Origin of the sequence: Luteimonas marina (genome assembly GCF_007859325.1) — a bacterium.
Classification (GTDB): Bacteria; Pseudomonadota; Gammaproteobacteria; order Xanthomonadales; family Xanthomonadaceae; genus Luteimonas; species Luteimonas marina.
Genome location: NZ_VOHK01000009.1, coordinates 43,106 through 58,697 on the forward strand (window position 1 = coordinate 43,106; position 15,592 = coordinate 58,697).

Annotated in this window: 15 protein-coding genes; 6 read left to right on the forward strand and 9 right to left on the reverse strand. The window is 70.8% G+C overall.

Features of this window, described 5'->3' with window-relative positions; all coding sequences use genetic code 11:
- Window positions 1-141 precede the first annotated feature (141 nt).
- The 5 genes from FQY83_RS16635 to FQY83_RS16655 form a co-directional block, all read right to left on the reverse strand.
- A complete protein-coding gene (locus tag FQY83_RS16635; protein WP_146389213.1) occupies window positions 142-1,068 on the reverse strand; it encodes a hypothetical protein in 927 nt (308 codons plus the stop codon).
- Window positions 1,069-1,121: 53 nt separating this feature from the next.
- Window positions 1,122-2,327, reverse strand: coding sequence for a hypothetical protein (locus FQY83_RS16640; protein ID WP_146389215.1), 1,206 nt, complete (start codon window positions 2,325-2,327; stop codon window positions 1,122-1,124).
- 165 nt (window positions 2,328-2,492) lie between these two features.
- Window positions 2,493-3,629: a hypothetical protein gene (locus FQY83_RS16645; RefSeq protein ID WP_146389217.1), complete on the reverse strand. Its 1,137-nt coding sequence runs from the start codon at window positions 3,627-3,629 to the stop codon at window positions 2,493-2,495.
- Window positions 3,630-3,773: 144 nt separating this feature from the next.
- Complete coding sequence (locus FQY83_RS16650) at window positions 3,774-4,457, reverse strand: rhodanese-like domain-containing protein (RefSeq protein ID WP_146389219.1); 684 nt, start codon at window positions 4,455-4,457, stop codon at window positions 3,774-3,776.
- Window positions 4,454-5,680 carry a hypothetical protein gene (locus FQY83_RS16655; protein ID WP_146389221.1) on the reverse strand — a complete coding sequence of 409 codons (1,227 nt, stop codon included), beginning with the start codon at window positions 5,678-5,680 and terminating at the stop codon, window positions 4,454-4,456. Before FQY83_RS16655 ends, FQY83_RS16650 begins: the two co-directional genes overlap by 4 nt.
- Before the next feature lie 186 nt (window positions 5,681-5,866).
- Between FQY83_RS16655 and FQY83_RS16660 the strand changes: the two genes are divergently transcribed.
- Window positions 5,867-6,079, forward strand: coding sequence for a hypothetical protein (locus tag FQY83_RS16660; RefSeq protein WP_146389223.1), 213 nt, complete (start codon window positions 5,867-5,869; stop codon window positions 6,077-6,079).
- A 44-nt stretch (window positions 6,080-6,123) separates the two neighbouring features.
- Here FQY83_RS16660 and FQY83_RS16665 read toward each other — a convergent pair whose 3' ends face one another.
- A complete protein-coding gene (locus tag FQY83_RS16665; protein ID WP_146389226.1) occupies window positions 6,124-6,684 on the reverse strand; it encodes a sigma-70 family RNA polymerase sigma factor in 561 nt (186 codons plus the stop codon).
- Between the two features lie 107 nt (window positions 6,685-6,791).
- Between FQY83_RS16665 and FQY83_RS16670 the strand changes: the two genes are divergently transcribed.
- From FQY83_RS16670 to FQY83_RS16690, 5 genes are all read left to right on the forward strand, one after another.
- Window positions 6,792-9,164 carry a serine/threonine-protein kinase gene (locus FQY83_RS16670; RefSeq protein ID WP_146389228.1) on the forward strand — a complete coding sequence of 791 codons (2,373 nt, stop codon included), beginning with the start codon at window positions 6,792-6,794 and terminating at the stop codon, window positions 9,162-9,164.
- Between the two features lie 94 nt (window positions 9,165-9,258).
- On the forward strand, window positions 9,259-10,218 hold the full coding sequence (locus FQY83_RS16675) for an acetyl-CoA carboxylase carboxyltransferase subunit alpha (RefSeq protein WP_146389230.1): 960 nt from the start codon (window positions 9,259-9,261) through the stop codon (window positions 10,216-10,218).
- A 330-nt stretch (window positions 10,219-10,548) separates the two neighbouring features.
- Window positions 10,549-11,889, forward strand: coding sequence for a tRNA lysidine(34) synthetase TilS (gene tilS, locus FQY83_RS16680; protein ID WP_146389232.1), 1,341 nt, complete (start codon window positions 10,549-10,551; stop codon window positions 11,887-11,889).
- A gap of 31 nt (window positions 11,890-11,920) precedes the next feature.
- Window positions 11,921-12,184 carry an exodeoxyribonuclease VII small subunit gene (locus tag FQY83_RS16685; RefSeq protein WP_146389234.1) on the forward strand — a complete coding sequence of 88 codons (264 nt, stop codon included), beginning with the start codon at window positions 11,921-11,923 and terminating at the stop codon, window positions 12,182-12,184.
- Window positions 12,171-13,076, forward strand: coding sequence for a farnesyl diphosphate synthase (locus tag FQY83_RS16690; protein WP_146389236.1), 906 nt, complete (start codon window positions 12,171-12,173; stop codon window positions 13,074-13,076). Before FQY83_RS16685 ends, FQY83_RS16690 begins: the two co-directional genes overlap by 14 nt.
- A 103-nt stretch (window positions 13,077-13,179) precedes the next feature.
- Here the strand turns inward: FQY83_RS16690 and FQY83_RS16695 are convergent, their stop codons facing one another.
- From FQY83_RS16695 to pmbA, 3 genes are all read right to left on the reverse strand, one after another.
- Entirely contained in the window at window positions 13,180-13,617 is a 438-nt protein-coding gene (locus FQY83_RS16695) for a DUF4870 domain-containing protein (RefSeq protein ID WP_146389238.1), read from the reverse strand.
- A 159-nt stretch (window positions 13,618-13,776) separates the two neighbouring features.
- Window positions 13,777-14,136: a DUF4870 domain-containing protein gene (locus FQY83_RS16700; protein WP_146389240.1), complete on the reverse strand. Its 360-nt coding sequence runs from the start codon at window positions 14,134-14,136 to the stop codon at window positions 13,777-13,779.
- A gap of 79 nt (window positions 14,137-14,215) precedes the next feature.
- The gene (gene pmbA, locus FQY83_RS16705; protein WP_146389242.1) at window positions 14,216-15,589 is read right to left on the reverse strand and encodes a metalloprotease PmbA; all 1,374 of its coding nucleotides are present in this window, start codon (window positions 15,587-15,589) and stop codon (window positions 14,216-14,218) included.
- Window positions 15,590-15,592: the final 3 nt, after the last annotated feature.

The following is a 15,592-nucleotide window of genomic DNA, read 5'->3' on the forward strand; positions in this document are numbered from 1 at the left end:
AAGACCCCGCAACAGCCAGGTCTCGCTGCGCATCTCCCCACGGGATGCAGATCGCGCTTGCGTTTGATCCCAGCGAGCGGCAGCGATCATGTGCACTGCGTCGCACATTGTCGGCCCTGTCAACCCAAGCCAGCGCCCATGTCAGCGCGAACCCGGTGGCGACGACGTCCATGCCGCCGCCAGTGCAAATGCTTCCGCACGTGCTTCGTGCTCGCGACGGCAGCGCCTGGCGGCGATGTCGGCGTCGCGGTCGGCGCCGATGTATTGCTGCATCCGCTTGTGGTTGGCCTGCGCCAGGCAGGCATGCAGTTCGCCATCCTCCGGCAGCGGAGCGAGATGGATCGGGTGCATGAGGAGCGCATGCTCGACCTCGTCGTAGACCGCGGCCGGGGCCGTGGTCACCGCGACGTCGGCATCGAACCATGCGCTGGGCGCCGCCTCCGCAGGATCCATCCCAAGCCATGGCCCACCGGTTTCGACATATTCCATGCCGATGTACATGCGTCCACGCATCGCGTCCTCACCCTGGGCGAAGCGGAAATGCACGATGTCCATGTTCTGCGCATCGTAAGGACTGCGCTTCGCAGCCTGCTCCAGCACCAGCGCCTCTTGGTCGGCATAGCGTGAACGCACGAGGGCTTCTGCGTGACGACGAGTGACGGCTTCCATCCCGCCGCTGCGGATGCGCGGGATGTCGTCGGTTGCCGCGATCCGCTCCGTCGGCAAGCGTTCCCGCCGGCTGCGACCATCGGCGGACACGAAAATCCAATGCAGGCAGGACGATCGCATGCAGTTCGCCGCCACGCGGATCTCGCCCTTCCAGTCCGGCGGCGGAACCCCCCGCACGCGCTGCAGCACCAGGTCCGCATAGGCGCCCCGCCCATGCACCATGATCCGTCCGTCGGCGCTGTCGCGTTCCAGCGGTGGCTGTGGCGTGTGAGGCGTGTCCGCGGCGGCATTGACGTCCAGCCGCTCCTGCGAGGCCCATGAGCGGACATCGCCACGCGCATCGAGACTCCCCGACGATTCCGGGCCGCCACAGGCCGTTGTTGCCAGCAACACCGCCACTCCCGTCGCAATCCGCGCGCCCCAGGCACGACGCCTACACGTCGCGAGGGTATTCACGGGATGCGCTCGAGTTCGGTGGCGTTGGAGGGCTGGTAGTACGGATCGTGGGTGCTCCACGCATTGTTCGGATTGTCGTTGTCCTGGAACACGCGCGAGCCACCGTGGATGCTCGACTGCACGGTGCCGCCCCCGTTGCCGGCGTAGGTGTCGTATTCGCCGATCGCTTCCAGCCCGCGCCGATGCATGCCGTCGTTGGTGGCGACGGTGTTGGCGTGGGTCCGGGCGTAGATGCCGGCCACCTCGCGCTGGGTCTGCGCACGGATCCCGGCACGGTCCGCCTCGCCGCGCGCATTGATCTGCGCCATGCGCCCTTCGTGCCACTGGTCGATGCCCTGGCGCTGCGCGGCGTAGTAGCGCTGGAGCGTCCCCGTCACCCGCTGCCTGGCATCGGCCATCCATTGCGGGTCCGGCTGGATGGTCATGGCGATGCGATCGGCGAGTCCGACATCCAGCTGGCCGTTGCGTGCCCGGTTGGCCACGATCTCGGTGCTGGCTGCGGTGGTGTTGCCGCGGAACGACGAGAAGCTGACGCCGGACGACAGCACCTCGCGGATCTCAACACCTTCCAATGTGTAGCCGATCAGCAGGTGCCCGGCCTCGATACGACGTTGCTGACCCGCATCCGGAATCCCGCCCCCTTGAGCCGCCTGCTCCATCCTGGCCACGCCTTCGGGCCAATCCATGTAGTCGAGCACGCGCGCATCCGGGCGGAACTGTGCCGCCACGGATTCAAGGAACGCGCGGACGCTGCGATACGGGGCCGCCGGACAGGGATTGGTGGGGAGCTCGGTGCCCTGCACTTGCCAGGACGCGGCCGGCACCAGCCGGAACGCGGCGATTCCATCCGGCGCCGTCGCCGTCCACGCGACCTGCAATCCGCCGCTGCAGACGTCGCCATTCTCCCAGCGCACGCCGCCGCTCATCCGCCAACCGGCCGGCACCTGCACCGTGTAGGCAAGGCGTGGCGAACCGAAACCGGCTTCGTCCATGATCTGCACCGGTGCCAGTTGGCCGGTGCCGGCATGCACTGGCACTGGCGCCGTCTCAGCATCGCCACCCCCGGCCCATGCCGATCCCGCATCCAGCTGGCCGTCACCGCCAACAGAGTCAGGCCACTGCGTGCCTGCACCTGTGCCACCACAGGCGGAAAGCGCCAATGCCACCGCCAGTACACGCGTGGTCCTGATCATCGTCTTCATGCCTTGCTCCCCGGCGGACATCGCCATTCACTTCACGAGGCGCAGAATGGGTTGATTCCGGCTCATCGCGGCGCCAGCCCGTCGCCGGCATCGCCGGAAAACAGGCCGGCTCGCGCAGGCAGGCCAGCCGGGGACATCTTGCGGGGCTGGACGACGATGCTCGTTTCAGCGGATCCGTTCCAGCTCGGTCGCATTCGATGGTTGTGCATGGGGATCGTCGGTATTCCAGACATTCGACGTCCTGCTGTTGTCCTGGAACACGCGCGAACCCTCGTGGATCGAGCTGTAGACCGTGCCGCCATGGATGCCGGCATACGCATTGCGTTCGTAGATGCCATCGATGGTGCGCGCATGGATGCGGTCGTTGGTGGCCTGGGTGTTGGCATAGGTCTGTGCCCGCATCGCGGCCACCTCGCGCGTGGCGCGCGACCAGATCGCGGCACGGTCGGCGGCCCCCTTGGCGTTGATCTCGGCCATGCGCCGCGCGTGCCAGGCCTGGATCTGCTTGAGCTGTTCGGCGTAGAAATGATTGACGTTGGCCTGCACGCGCTTGACCGCCGGCTCGGCCCACTCCGGATTCTCTTCGATGCTGCCGACGATCCGGTCCAGCAAGCCCATGTCGAGCTGGCCGTTCGGCGCGCGGTAGGCATCCACGCGACCGGCACCGGCGACAATGTTGCCGTTGGATTTGACCCGGTTGAAGGTCACCGCCACGGCAAGCACTTCACGCATGTCGACACCATCGGCCTCATACCCGATCAGCACGCGACCCGCGTCGAAGCGCTGCTCGACCTCCGCAGGCGGCGGTTGCCCGTGGCGGCGCGCCGATTGTTCGGCGCGGGCGGCGTGCTCGGGCCAGTCGCTGTAGTCCAGCACCCGCGCGTTGGGCCGTGCCTGCATGGCGACGGCTTCCAGCAGTTCGCGTGCGGAGCGGAAGGGCTCCACCGGGCATGGATCCACCGGCAGCTCGGTGCCCTTCACCTGCCAGACGAACGCCGGATACATCTCGTACACGCTGACGTTGTCCGGTGCGACCGCCGCCCACGTCACGCGCGCCTGGTGCGAGTAGCACTCGGCCTTGTCGTTCCACTGCACGCCACCTGCGGTCTGCCACCCTCTGGGCACCTGCAGCCGGAAGGCCACCATCGGCGTACCGAATCCGGACGTGTCGACAATCTCGACCGGCACCAGCCGGCGCGTGTCAGACGTCGCGGAGCCGTGCGCACCGGACGCTTGCGTTGCCGCGACGCGTCCATCGCCCGCATCACTCGCCGACCCGCATGCCGACAGCGCGAGCAGCACCGCGGCCGCGCACATGGTCCTCCGACCGATTCCCCTGAACATGGTGTCCCCCTTCGATGCCCGAACTCTCCTGCAAGGCGCAAAGACACGCGCAACCGGCTCATCGGCGCGCCGCGGTGCATGCCGCCGCGGCGACGATCCGACTCACCGACCCTGGCCGCCCTGCCCGTCCATCGCGTTGCGCACCGGGAAGCCGGCCTGGCGCCAGGCGTCGATACCGCCGCGATACCAGTGCACGTTGCCGTAACCCATCTCGATCGCCCGCAGTGCGGCGTTGTACGAGCCCCAGCAGTGCGTGCCGCCGCAATAGACCACCAGCATCTTCGACTTGTCGCCGCCGGTGGCCTGCTGCAGATACTGGCCGAAACCCTGCTGGACCTGGTCGTCGAAGCTGCCGCCCTGCGCGGCAGGCACCACCGCCACCGCGCCGGGCAGATGTTCGGGACCGGCATAGGCATGCAGCAGCAACACCTTGCCCTGCCCGCCCTGCAGCAGTTGCGCGAGCTGCTGCGTGCCGATGACCCTGCCGCCGGGGATCGCGGTCGGGGTCGGACCGCCGAGCTGGTCGGACGGACGCAGCTGCGGCGTCGGCGCCACGCCGAAGTCCTGCGCTTCGCCCGATGCCGCCGGCGGCGCGAACCGCGGTTGCCCGGACTGCATGGAGGGATCCGGCCGCGCCTGCGTCGCGCGCGGCGGCGGCGGCGGGGACGGCTGGCGCTGGCCGGAACCACCGAAGCTGTCCTGCGCCTGGAGCGCCGGCGCGACGGCAAGGCACAGGAGGGTCGCGACTGCGGATGCCAGCGCCAGCCTGCGGGACAGGCCGGTCACGGGATGCGCTCCAGCTCGGTGGCGTTGGCCGGATCGTGATAGGGATCGTTGCTGCTGTAGACGAGGTTCGGATCGCTGTTGCCCTGGAACACCCGGCTACCACCGTGGATGCTCGACTGCACCGTGCTGCCGTCGGTGCCGGCGTAGCTGTTGTACTCGCCGATGCCTTCCATCGTCCGGCGGTGGATGTTGTCGTTGGTCGCGCTGGTGTTGGCGGCGATGGCGCTGTAGATCCCCGCCACTTCCTGGTTGGTGCGCATGCGGATCGCGTGGCGGTCCGCGGCACCGCGGGCGTTGATGATCGCCATCTGCCGGTTGTGCCAGTCGTTGATGCTGCGGGCCTGGCCGTCGTGGAAGCGCTGCATGCTGGCCATGCTGCGCTGCTTCATCGCCTCCATCCACTGCGGGTTGGGCCGCATCGACTGCGCAACGCGCCCGCCCAGCTCCATGTCGAGGCCGCCGTTGGGCGCGCGCAGCGAATGGATCGTGGCAGTGCCGCCGACGATGTTGCCCTGCGTCTGCGAGAAGGTGACCGCCGCGGTCAGCATCTCGCGCATGTCGACGCCGTCCTTGTCGTAGCCGATCAGGATGCGCCCGGCGTCATGGCGCACCTGTGCCTGCGGGTTCGACTGCCCGGCCTGTGCCATCTTCTGCTCGACGTCCGGCAGGCGCTGGTAGTCGAGCACGCGCGCGCCGGGGCGCGTGCGCTGCAAGGTGGCCTCGAGGAATTCTCGGGTCGAGCGGTATGGCGCCGCCGGGCAGGGATTCATCTGGATCTCGGTGCCGGCCACCTGCCAGCTGAAGCCGGGCAGGATCTCGATCGCGGTCAAGCTGTCGGGTGCGATCGCGCCCCAGGCGACCTGCAGCTGGTTGCCGATGCAGTTGGTCGAATCGTTCCAGCTCACGCCGCCCACGGTCTGCCAGCCGGCCGGGATCTGCACCTCGGAAGCGACCATCGGCTGCGCGAAGCCGTTGCCGTCGACGATCTGCGCCGGCTGCAGGCGCGAGGTATCGGGCGGCGGCGGCATCGGCGGCGGCGCGGCCTGCCGCTGCAGCGCCTGTCCCTCCGGCGCGGTGGCCAGCATGCCCTGGTCGGCCTGCAGCGCCTGCCCCTGCGGCCACCCCGGCGCCTGGCCGCCGTCGTCCAGCGCCTGCCAGCCATCGTTCTCCGACGCACCGCCACCGCACGCCGCCAGCGCCAGTCCCAGCACCGTTGCCGTCACGCCCGTTCTGATCCCGTTGCCCATGGTCGTCCCCGGGGGCCCGGATGGCCCTGTCCCCCTTCCAGGCGCAGGACGCCGCGAAACCGGCTCACGCAGGCGGCAGGCGCCCGGCGTGAGCCGATCCGGCCGGAATCCGCGCCTTGTCGGGTAAACGGCCCGCACGGCCGCTTCCAGGGGGACCTCCGCATGCTCGACCGCACCCGCCCGCCATGCGCCACCCGGCGCGAGCTCTATGCGCGCATCGCCGGTAGCGCCGGCGAACACGACGTCCGCCGCGCCGAACGCCTGCTGCTGCGGGCGCTCGAGCGGCAGTGGCCGCAGGTGCGGCTCGAACGCCTGCTGGCGCTGCTGCTGCGGCGCACGGGCGGCGACGCGACCGCCGCCGGGTCGATGCCATGAACCAGGACTACCGCACGCCGTTCGAGCGCCTGCGCCAGGCCTGGTCAGCGCTGATCCGCCAGAGCCTCGAACAGCCAGCTGCGCGCGACCTGCCAGTGGCGCTTGACCGTGGCCGGGGAACTGTCCAGCGCCGCGGCGGTTTCCTCGATGGTCAGGCCGCCGAAGTAGCGCAGTTCGACGATCTTCGCCTTCTCGGCGTCGAAGCGCTCGAGCGCGACCAGCGCACCGTCCAGCGCGGCGACGTCGATGTCGTCGCCACTGCCGTCGGCAAGGTCGATGCTGGTGATTGACACCCGCTCGCCGCCATCACGCTTGTGCGCCGATCGCCGCCGGGCGTGGTCGACCAGCACCTCGCGCATCACCCTCGCGGCCATGTGCACGAAATGAACGCGGTCGCGCCACTCGATGCGATCCAGGCCGCTCAGGCGCAGGTAGGCCTCGTTGACCAGTGCGGTCGCCTGCAGCGTGTGCCCGGCGCGTTCGCCGCCGATCTGGCGCTGCGCGATCGCGCGCAGCTCGGGATAGAGCGCATCGACCAGGCGATCGCGCGCGGACAGGTCGCCCTGCCGCCAGTCCGCAAGCCATTGCGTGAATTCCCCGCTCACGGCGGCAAGTCTAGCAACGGCCGCGGACGCCGCGCACGTGGGCAAGGCGCCGCACTTTTGCTAGCGTCGCGACGTCGGCACGATCTCTGCCGGTGCCGGGAACCGGAATGAACCCATCCACCGAGGGCGCAGTGCTGCAATGGTTCGAGCGCGCGCTCGACCAGCCCGCCGACGAACGCCGCGCATGGCTCGACGCACAGGCGCTGCCGGAATGGCTGCATCTTCGCGTGATGCGCCTGCTCGACGCGGAAGCCGGGATCGGCGACTTCTTGGAACAGCCGGCGGCGGCACCGGAGCCCGACGGTTTCCCGCAGCTCGGGGAACGCATCGGCAACTACCGCCTGGCCAGCCGCATCGACAGCGGCGGCATGGGCGTGGTCTATCTCGCCCAGCGCGCCGACGACGCCTACGACCAACAGGTCGCGGTCAAGCTGATCCGCCCGCTGCACCTGGGCGCGAACGCCGCGTTCCGCGCACAGCTGATCGCCCGCTTCGAGAACGAACGCACCCTGCTCGCCCGGCTGGGACACCCCAACATCGCCCGTATCCTCGACGGCGGCACCACCGCGTCGGGACTGCCCTGGCTGGCGATGGAGTACGTCGACGGGATCTCGCTGATCGACCACTGCGACCGCAACGGCCTCGATGTCGAGGCGCGCCTGCGCGTGTTCCGCAAGGTCTGCGACGGCGTGCAGGAAGCGCATCGCCACCTGATCGTGCACCGCGACCTGAAGCCGGAGAACATCCTGGTCGGCGCCGACGGCGAGCCGCGCCTGCTCGATTTCGGCATTGCGCGCATGCTCGACGCGGGCGAGACCGGATCCGCGGAACACCTGGTCACCTCGCTGACCGCGATGACGCCCGCCTACGCCAGTCCCGAACAGGTGCGGCACGAGCCGACCACCACGCGTTCGGACGTGTATTCGCTGGGCGTGATCCTGTACCAGCTGACCTCCGGCATCCGCCCGTACGAGCTGGCCGGGCTCAGCCCGGCGCAGGCCGAACGCACCATCTGCGATACCCGGCCCCGCGCCCTGCGCGACGCGTTGCGCTCGGCGCCGCTCGACGATGCCGAGCGCCGCCGCCGGATGGCGGGACTGGACGGCGACCTCGAGCGCATCGTCGCCAGGGCCATGCACAAGGACGTCGAGCGCCGCTACGGCTCGGCGCAGGAGCTCGCCGACGACATCCGCCGCCACCTCGACGGCCGGCCGGTGCTGGCGCATCCCGATTCCGCCACCTACCGCCTGCGCAAGTTCGTCGGCCGCCATCGGCTGGGCACCGCGCTCGCCACGTTCGCCACGCTCGCGATCCTGGGCGCAGCCGGCATCGCGGCATGGCAGGCGCGGCAGGCCGCGCGCGCGGCCGACGACATGCGCCAGGTCAACGCCTTCCTGATGGACGTGCTGTCGATGTCCGACCCGTTCAACAGCGGCGGCGAGCTCACCCTCAGCCAGGCGCTGGACGGCGCCGCCGAACGCATCGACGGACATTTCCCCGGCCGCCCCGACCTGTCGGCGGAGGTCCGCTTCGGCATCGGCTACAGCATGGTCAGCCGCTATCGCCTGGAGCAGGCGGAAACCCAGCTCGAACGCGCGCGGCAGGAAAGCGAGGCGGTGTTCGGTCGCGACGACGTGCGCACGATCCGCGTCGTCGAGGGCCTGGCCGGGCTGCGCCACGAGCAGGGCCGCATCGACGAGGCCATCGCGCTGTACCACGACGGCATCGCGCGCTGCGAGCGCGCGGGACTGCGCAAGGACCCGGTCTACCTCTACCTGGTCAACAACCTCGGCATGCTGTTCATGACCCAGGACCGCTATGACGAGGCCGACGCGATGCTGCAGCGGACGCTGGAGATCTGGCGCGCCTCGCACGATGGCGGCGAGGCGGGCACCGACCACGCCAACCTGCTGTCGAACCTCGCCCAGGTCGCGCACGAGAAGGGCGAACACGCGCGCTCGGACCAGCTGTACCGGCAGGCGCAGGCGGAGCTCGAATCGCTGTTCCCCGCCGGCAGCCCGGACCTGGCGATCGTGCTCGGCAACCGCGGCCAGCTGGCCGAGGACATGGACGACAGCGACGGCGCGCTCGCGCTGTACCGGCAATCGCTGGCAATGCGCGAACGGATGTTCAAGGGCGATCATCCCAGCCTCGTCGTCGGCCTGGGCAATGTCGCGCGGCTGTCGGCCGAGGCCGGCGACACCGCGACCGCGCTCGAGACCGCCCTGCGCGGCGCCGAAATGGCCGACCGCGTGTACACCGGGCCCAGCGGCCGCCACGCCAGCGCCTGGGCCACGCTGTCCGCGGCGCGGCTGGCCGGCGGCGACACGAACGGCGCCGCCGAGGCCCTGCGCCGCGCACGGCACCTGCTGGCCGCCGTCGAACCGCCCACGCCTTCGGTGAAAAGCTATCTGGACCGCGTCGCGGCCCGCCTGTGCGCCGCGCCTGGCGCACAGGCAGCCGATTGCGCCGCCCCCTGAGGGCCCCGCGCCGCCATCCCCGACCGCACGCCCGGGTACGGTGGTTCGAGCCGCCGTCGGCTAGACTGCGCGCTTCCCCGCAGCAGTCCCGGGCATGAATCCGAACTACCTCGACTTCGAACAACCCATTGCCGACCTCGAGGCCAAGATCCACGAACTGCGCCAGGCCAGCAGCGGCCCGGCGGTGAACATCGACGCCGAGATCCACGCGCTGCAGGACAAGCTGCGCAAGCGCACCGCGCACATCTTCCGCGACCTCAGCCCCTGGCAGGTCTCGCAGCTGGCGCGGCACCCGATGCGGCCCTACACCCTGGACTACATCAAGGTGTTCTGCGACGAGTTCGAGGAGCTGGCCGGCGACCGCGCCTACGCCGACGACCCGGCGATCGTCGGCGGCCTCGGCCGCATCGACGGCCGCCCGGTGGTGATCATCGGCCACCAGAAGGGCCGCGACACGAAATCCAAGGTGCGCCGCAACTTCGGCATGCCGCGCCCCGAGGGCTACCGCAAGGCGCTGCGCCTGATGAAGCTGGCCGAGCGCTTCAGGCTGCCGCTGCTGACCTTCATCGACACCCCCGGCGCCTACCCCGGCATCGGCGCCGAGGAGCGCGGCCAGTCCGAGGCCATCGCCCGCAACCTGATGGAGATGGCCGAGCTGAAGACGCCGATCATCTGCACCGTGATCGGCGAAGGCGGCTCCGGCGGCGCGCTCGCCATCGGCGTCGGCGACCGCACCCTCATGCTCGAATACAGCACCTACTCGGTGATCTCGCCCGAGGGCTGCGCCTCGATCCTGTGGAAGGACGCGGGCAAGGCGCGCGACGCCGCCGAGCAGCTCGGCCTCACCGCGAAGCGCCTGCGCGAACTGAAGCTGGTCGACAAGGTGATGCGCGAACCGATCGGCGGCGCCCACCGCAACCCGCGCCAGACCGCGATCCGGCTCAAGACCGTGCTGCTCAACGAACTCGACGCGCTCGACGGCCTGCCGATCCCGGACCTGCTGGAGCGGCGCTACCAGCGGCTGCGCGGCTACGGCGCTTACGAGAACGCCTGATCCCTCGGATCAACCGCCTTGCCCGTGCCCGGGGACGCCGCCGAGGCCAGGGCACCGCCGACCGAGTCGCTTCTGCCCGTCATCCCGGCGAAAGCCGGGATCAAGCTTTTTCAGCAACTTGCCGGAGAACTGGATCCCGGCTTTCGCCGGGATGACGACTTGTTCTCTAGAATCGTCCCGTCCGCGACCGGCGGATTTCCGGGGGAACGACCATGATCATCAGGAAGCCCGACCCCGCCGGCGTGATCGGCGGCATCCGCATCGAGACCGAGTGAACGCCTGCTGCGCGCGGACGCGGAGCCGCGCGACGCCTCGCCACGCCATGTCGCCATGACCTTCCCGCTCACGTGGCCGGACGACGCGCCGGCCGCAGCGAACGCGCCGCTGCTGGTCGGCTACAGCGGCGGCCTCGATTCCACCGTCCTGCTGCAGCGCCTGGCCGGCGACGCCGCGCTGCGCGCGCGCGGCCTGCGCGCGATCCACGTCCACCACGGCCTGCACGACGACGCCGATGCGTGGGCGGCGCATTGCGCGCAAGCCTGCGCGGCGCTCGACGTTCCCCTCGACGTCGTCCGCGTGCGCGTCGCCCGCGACGGCGACGGACTCGAAGCCGCGGCGCGCGGCGCGCGCCACGCCGCGTTCGAAAGCGCGTTGGCCAACGGCGAAGTGCTGGCGCTCGCGCACCACCGCGACGACCAGGCCGAAACCTTCCTGCTGCGCGCGCTGCGCGCCTCCGGCGTCGATGGACTGGCCGCGATGCGCGCATGGCGCCGGTTCGGGCGCGGCTGGCTGTGGCGCCCGCTGCTCGACGTGCCGCGGCAGGCGCTGCGCGACCACGCGCTGGCACACGGACTGCGCTGGATCGAGGATCCGTCCAACGGGGACGATGCGCACGACCGCAACTTCCTGCGCCTGCACGTGATGCCGACGCTGCACGCGCGCTGGCCGCAGGCCGACGCCGCGTTCGCGCGCGCCGCCGGCCTGCAGCGCGAAGCCGCCGGCCTGCTCTCGGAAGCCGACGCGCAGGCGCTCGCCGTGGCGCGGACGCTGGACCCGCGCTGCCTGCAGGTGGCGCCGCTTGCCTCCCTGCCGGGGGCACGACAGGCGCGCGTGCTGCGCCAGTGGCTGGACGAGGCCGGGCTGCCGCCGCTACCGGCGGAGGGCGTCGCGCGGATCGTGCGGCAGTTGCTCGGCAACGCGCCGGGAGAGGCCGCCGAATTCGCATGGCGCGGCGCCGTCGTCCGCCGCTGGCGGGACCTGCTCTGGGCCGGGCCGGTGCTGCCGCCCGCGCCCGCCGGCGTGCGCATCGGCTGGGATGGCGCGATGCCGCTGCCATGGCCGGGCGGCGGCACGCTGGCGCTGGACATCGTCCAGCCCGCCGACGGCGGCTCCGGGGCAGATGCCGCGGCAGGCATCGCGACGCCGTTCGTCGTCCACGCGCGCACGGGCGGCGAACGCATCACGCTGCCGGGCCGCCGGCATTCGCACGCACTCAAGCACGTGCTGCAGGACCTCGGCGTGCCGCCCTGGATCCGCGCGCGCCTGCCGCTGCTCTGCGACCGCGAAGGAACGGTGCTTGCCGCCGGCCACCTCGCCTTCTCCGCCGGATTCGATGCCTGGCTGCGCGCGACCGGTCGTCGCCTGCACTGGTCGGGCCTCGCCGCGACCTGACCTGCGCGCGTCGCTGGCTTACACTTCGCGCATGGCCAAGAAGCCCGCCGCCGAGACACCTGCCGTCGCCGATTTCGAGACTTCGCTCGACCAGCTCGAACAACTGGTCGAGAAGATGGAGCACGGCGAGATGAGCCTGGAGGAATCGCTGGCCGCATACGAGCGCGGCGTCGGCCTGTACCGGCGCTGCCAGCAGGCGCTGGAGCAGGCGGAACTGCGCGTGCGCCTGCTCACCGATCCCGATGCGCCTGACAAGGCCGAACCCTTCCCCGGCGCCGCCGATGGCGACGCCTGATCCCCGCGACCACGACGTCCAGGCGCGACTGACCCGCTGGCGCACCCGCGCCGACGCCGCGCTCGCCGCAGCGCTCGACGGCGTCGAAGGCACCGAACCACGCCTGCTCGCCGCGATGCGCCACGCCGTGCTGCTCGGCGGCAAGCGCATGCGACCCCTGCTCGCGTACGCGGCCGGACACGCCTGCGGCGCCTCGGAAGAAGCGCTGGACGCACCGGCCGCCGCGGTGGAACTGGTCCACGCCTATTCGCTGGTGCACGACGACCTGCCGGCCATGGACGACGACGCCCTGCGCCGCGGCCAGCCGACCGTGCACGTCGCGTTCGACGAGGCCACCGCGATCCTCACCGGCGATGCGCTGCAGGCGCTGGCGTTCTCCGTGCTCGCGCAGTCCGCGCTGCCCGACGCGCGGCGCGTGGCGATGCTGGCCGAACTGGCGACCGCGTCCGGCGCCGCCGGCATGTGCGGTGGCCAGGCCTTCGACCTTGCTGCGACCGGCGCGGGATCGATCACGCTGGACTCGCTGGAACGCCTGCACGCACTGAAGACCGGCGCCCTGCTGCGCGCCGCGGTGCGGCTGGGCGCGATCGCGGCCGGTGCCGACGCCGCGACGCGGCGCGCGCTGGACGATTTCGCCGACGCGCTCGGCCTCGCCTTCCAGATCCGCGACGACCTGCTCGACGTCGAAAGCAACAGCGCCACGCTCGGCAAGACCGCCGGCAAGGACGCGGCGCAGGACAAGGCCACCTTCCCGGCCCTGATCGGGCTGGACGCCTCGCGCGCGCGCCTGCGCACGCTCGCACAGCACATGGACGACGCGCTCGCCGGATGCGGAGGCGATACCGCGCCGCTCGCCGCCCTCGGCAGCCGCGCGATCGAGCGCGATCACTAGCACTCCCGTCATCCCCGCGCAGGCGGGGATCCAGCGTCTTTGCGGTTGATCGACAGGGCTTGCAGCGTCGGGGGCGTAGCCCCGACCTACGGCAATCCCGGGATCAAAGCAACCGCAGCGTCAGCGGGTAGCGGTACTGCTCGCCGTTCCAGGCCTTGATCGTGGCGATGATGCTGCACACCAGCCACATCACCGCGATCGCCGCGACCGCTGCCAGCAGCACCAGGCCCGCCGGCAGGGTGACGATCAGGCCGATGCCCAGGGTCAGCACGGTCGCGCCCAGCAGCAGGAAGCCGGCCACGCACACCGCGCAGGCATACAGGAACATGCTGAGGTTGAAGTTGAACGCCTCGCGCGCGTGTTCGGCGGCGAAGGGCGCGTCGTCGCGCTTGAGCAGGTAGATCACGCCAGCGGCGAGCATGCCGGCGAAACCGGCCGTCCAGCTGGTCAGCAGCGCGAGGGCCAGCGCGGCGACGTGCGCCCCGGCGGCCCACTGGCGATCGGCCAGGGAAGCGTCTTCACGATGCAGCATGGCATTCATCGTCCAACTCCGGCCGGAAACCGTCCGGCGCAGGAACGATGATGCGGCCGCGCGCAGGGAACTCAACCCGCCGGAAGCACCAGTGACCTTTGGCCCCCGCCGGAGTCCTGAAGGCGCGCCTGCAAAATGCCGGCGCGCGATTGCGCGCCGGCACGTGACTCAGCTGATCAGCCGGATCGCGAACGGATAGCGGTAGTTCTCGCCCTTGTTGGCGGCGAGCCCGGCGATGATGCTGAAGATGATGCAGACGATCCAGAGGATGAAGTTCAGCAGCGCGCCGATCAGGATCACCGACAGGATGATGCCGATGATGTAGCCGAACAGCAGCGTGATCTGGAAGTTCAGCGCTTCCTTGGACTGGCCGGTCAGGAAACCCTTGTCCGCCTTGTCCTTGTTGATCAGCCACACCACCAGCGGCACGATGAAGCCGAGGATGATGCCGGACAGGTGGGTCAGCATCGCGACCGTGCGGTCGTCCTGGCTGGCTTCGCCGCCGTGGATCGGATTGGTGTCGTTCATGTCGCCTTCCCCGGTTGGTTGAAATGAATGTTTCCGTACGCCGGCGCCTGCCCCCGCACGGTCGCCGGCTAGCATACCTTCAATCGCCGCCGGCCACCGTCATCCGCCCCAGCAGGATCGATCCCGTGCGGATGTGCGAGCGCGGGTCGACGTCGCCGCCCACCGCCTCGATCGCGGCGAACATGTCACGCAGGTTGCCGGCGATGGTGATCCCGTCCACCGGATGCACGATCCCGCCGTTCTCGACCAGGAACCCCGCCGCGCCGCGCGAGTAGTCGCCGGTCACGGCATTGACGCCCTGCCCCATCAGTTCGGTGACCACCAGGCCGCGGCCCATGCCGCGCACCAGGTCGTCGAAGCCGCCGGCATTCGCGCGGACTTCGAGGTTGTGCACGCCGCCGGCGTTGGCCGTGGTCTGCAGCCCGAGCTTGCGCGCCGAATAGCTGCCGAGCACGTAGCGCTGCAGCACGCCGTCCTCGACCAGCGCGGAAGCGCGCGTGGCCACGCCCTCGCTGTCCCAGGCCGCCGAGCGCAGGCCGCGCACCAGGAACGGGTTCTCGTGCATCGACAGCCAGTCCGGGAAGATCCGCGTGCCGGCGCTGTCGAGCAGGAAGCTGGCGCGCCGGTACAGCGCGCCGCCGGACACCGCGCCGAGCAGGTGGCCGACCAGCGAACGCGCCATCTCCGCCGGGAACAGCACCGGATACTCGCCGGTCGCGACCGGGCGCGGCTGCAGCCGCGCCAGCGTGCGCTGCGCGGCCTTGCGGCCGATCGCGGCCGGACGCTCGAGGTCGGCTTCGGCCAGCGCGATGCTGTACCAGCCATCGCGCTGCATGTCCTCGCCGCTGCCGGCGATCAGGGCGCAGCCGATGCTGTGGTGGCTGCCGCGCTCGCTGCCGACGAAGCCGTGCGAGTTGGCATACACGCTCAGCGACGTGCTGGTGCTGGTCGAGGCGCCGTCGGAGTTGGCGATGCGCGCGTCGGCATCGCGTCCGGCGGCCTCGCAGGCGAGCGCGATGTCGACCGCGCGCTCGGCGTCCAGCGCCCAGGGATGCCAGTCGTCGAAGTCGGGCCAGCCGTCCGGTCCGGGCCGCGCCATCAGGTCGGCGTCGGCGAGGCCCGCCGCGGCGTCGTCCTCGGTGAACTTCGCGATCGCGCAGGCCTGGGCCACGGTGGCCTCGAGGCTGGATTCGCGCAGGTCGGCGGTGCTGGCGCTGCCCTTGCGCTTTCCGAAGTAGACGGTGACGCCGATGCCGCGGTCGCGCGTGGACTCGACCGTCTCCACCTCGCCCATGCGCACGTTCACGCTGAGCCCGCGTTCCTCCGAGCACGAGACCTCGGCCTGGCTGGCGCCCTGCGCGCGGCAGGCGTCGAGCAGGCGCGCGGCCAGCGCCTCGAGGCGGTCGAGCCGCTCGCGGCTGTCGTCGGCGGCGGTCACGGCAACGCTGTTCAATGG

What these genes read in the sequence shown, in the direction of transcription:
- FQY83_RS16640 (WP_146389215.1), bottom strand. Translation starts at nt 2,327, where the DNA reads ATGAAGACGATGATCAGGACCACGCGTGTACTGGCGGTGGCATTGGCG.
- FQY83_RS16660 (WP_146389223.1), top strand. Translation starts at nt 5,867, where the DNA reads ATGCTCGACCGCACCCGCCCGCCATGCGCCACCCGGCGCGAGCTCTAT.
- FQY83_RS16670 (WP_146389228.1), top strand. Translation starts at nt 6,792, where the DNA reads ATGAACCCATCCACCGAGGGCGCAGTGCTGCAATGGTTCGAGCGCGCG.
- FQY83_RS16675 (WP_146389230.1), top strand. Translation starts at nt 9,259, where the DNA reads ATGAATCCGAACTACCTCGACTTCGAACAACCCATTGCCGACCTCGAG.
- tilS (WP_146389232.1), top strand. Translation starts at nt 10,549, where the DNA reads ATGACCTTCCCGCTCACGTGGCCGGACGACGCGCCGGCCGCAGCGAAC.
- FQY83_RS16685 (WP_146389234.1), top strand. Translation starts at nt 11,921, where the DNA reads ATGGCCAAGAAGCCCGCCGCCGAGACACCTGCCGTCGCCGATTTCGAG.
- FQY83_RS16690 (WP_146389236.1), top strand. Translation starts at nt 12,171, where the DNA reads ATGGCGACGCCTGATCCCCGCGACCACGACGTCCAGGCGCGACTGACC.
- FQY83_RS16695 (WP_146389238.1), bottom strand. Translation starts at nt 13,617, where the DNA reads ATGAATGCCATGCTGCATCGTGAAGACGCTTCCCTGGCCGATCGCCAG.
- FQY83_RS16700 (WP_146389240.1), bottom strand. Translation starts at nt 14,136, where the DNA reads ATGAACGACACCAATCCGATCCACGGCGGCGAAGCCAGCCAGGACGAC.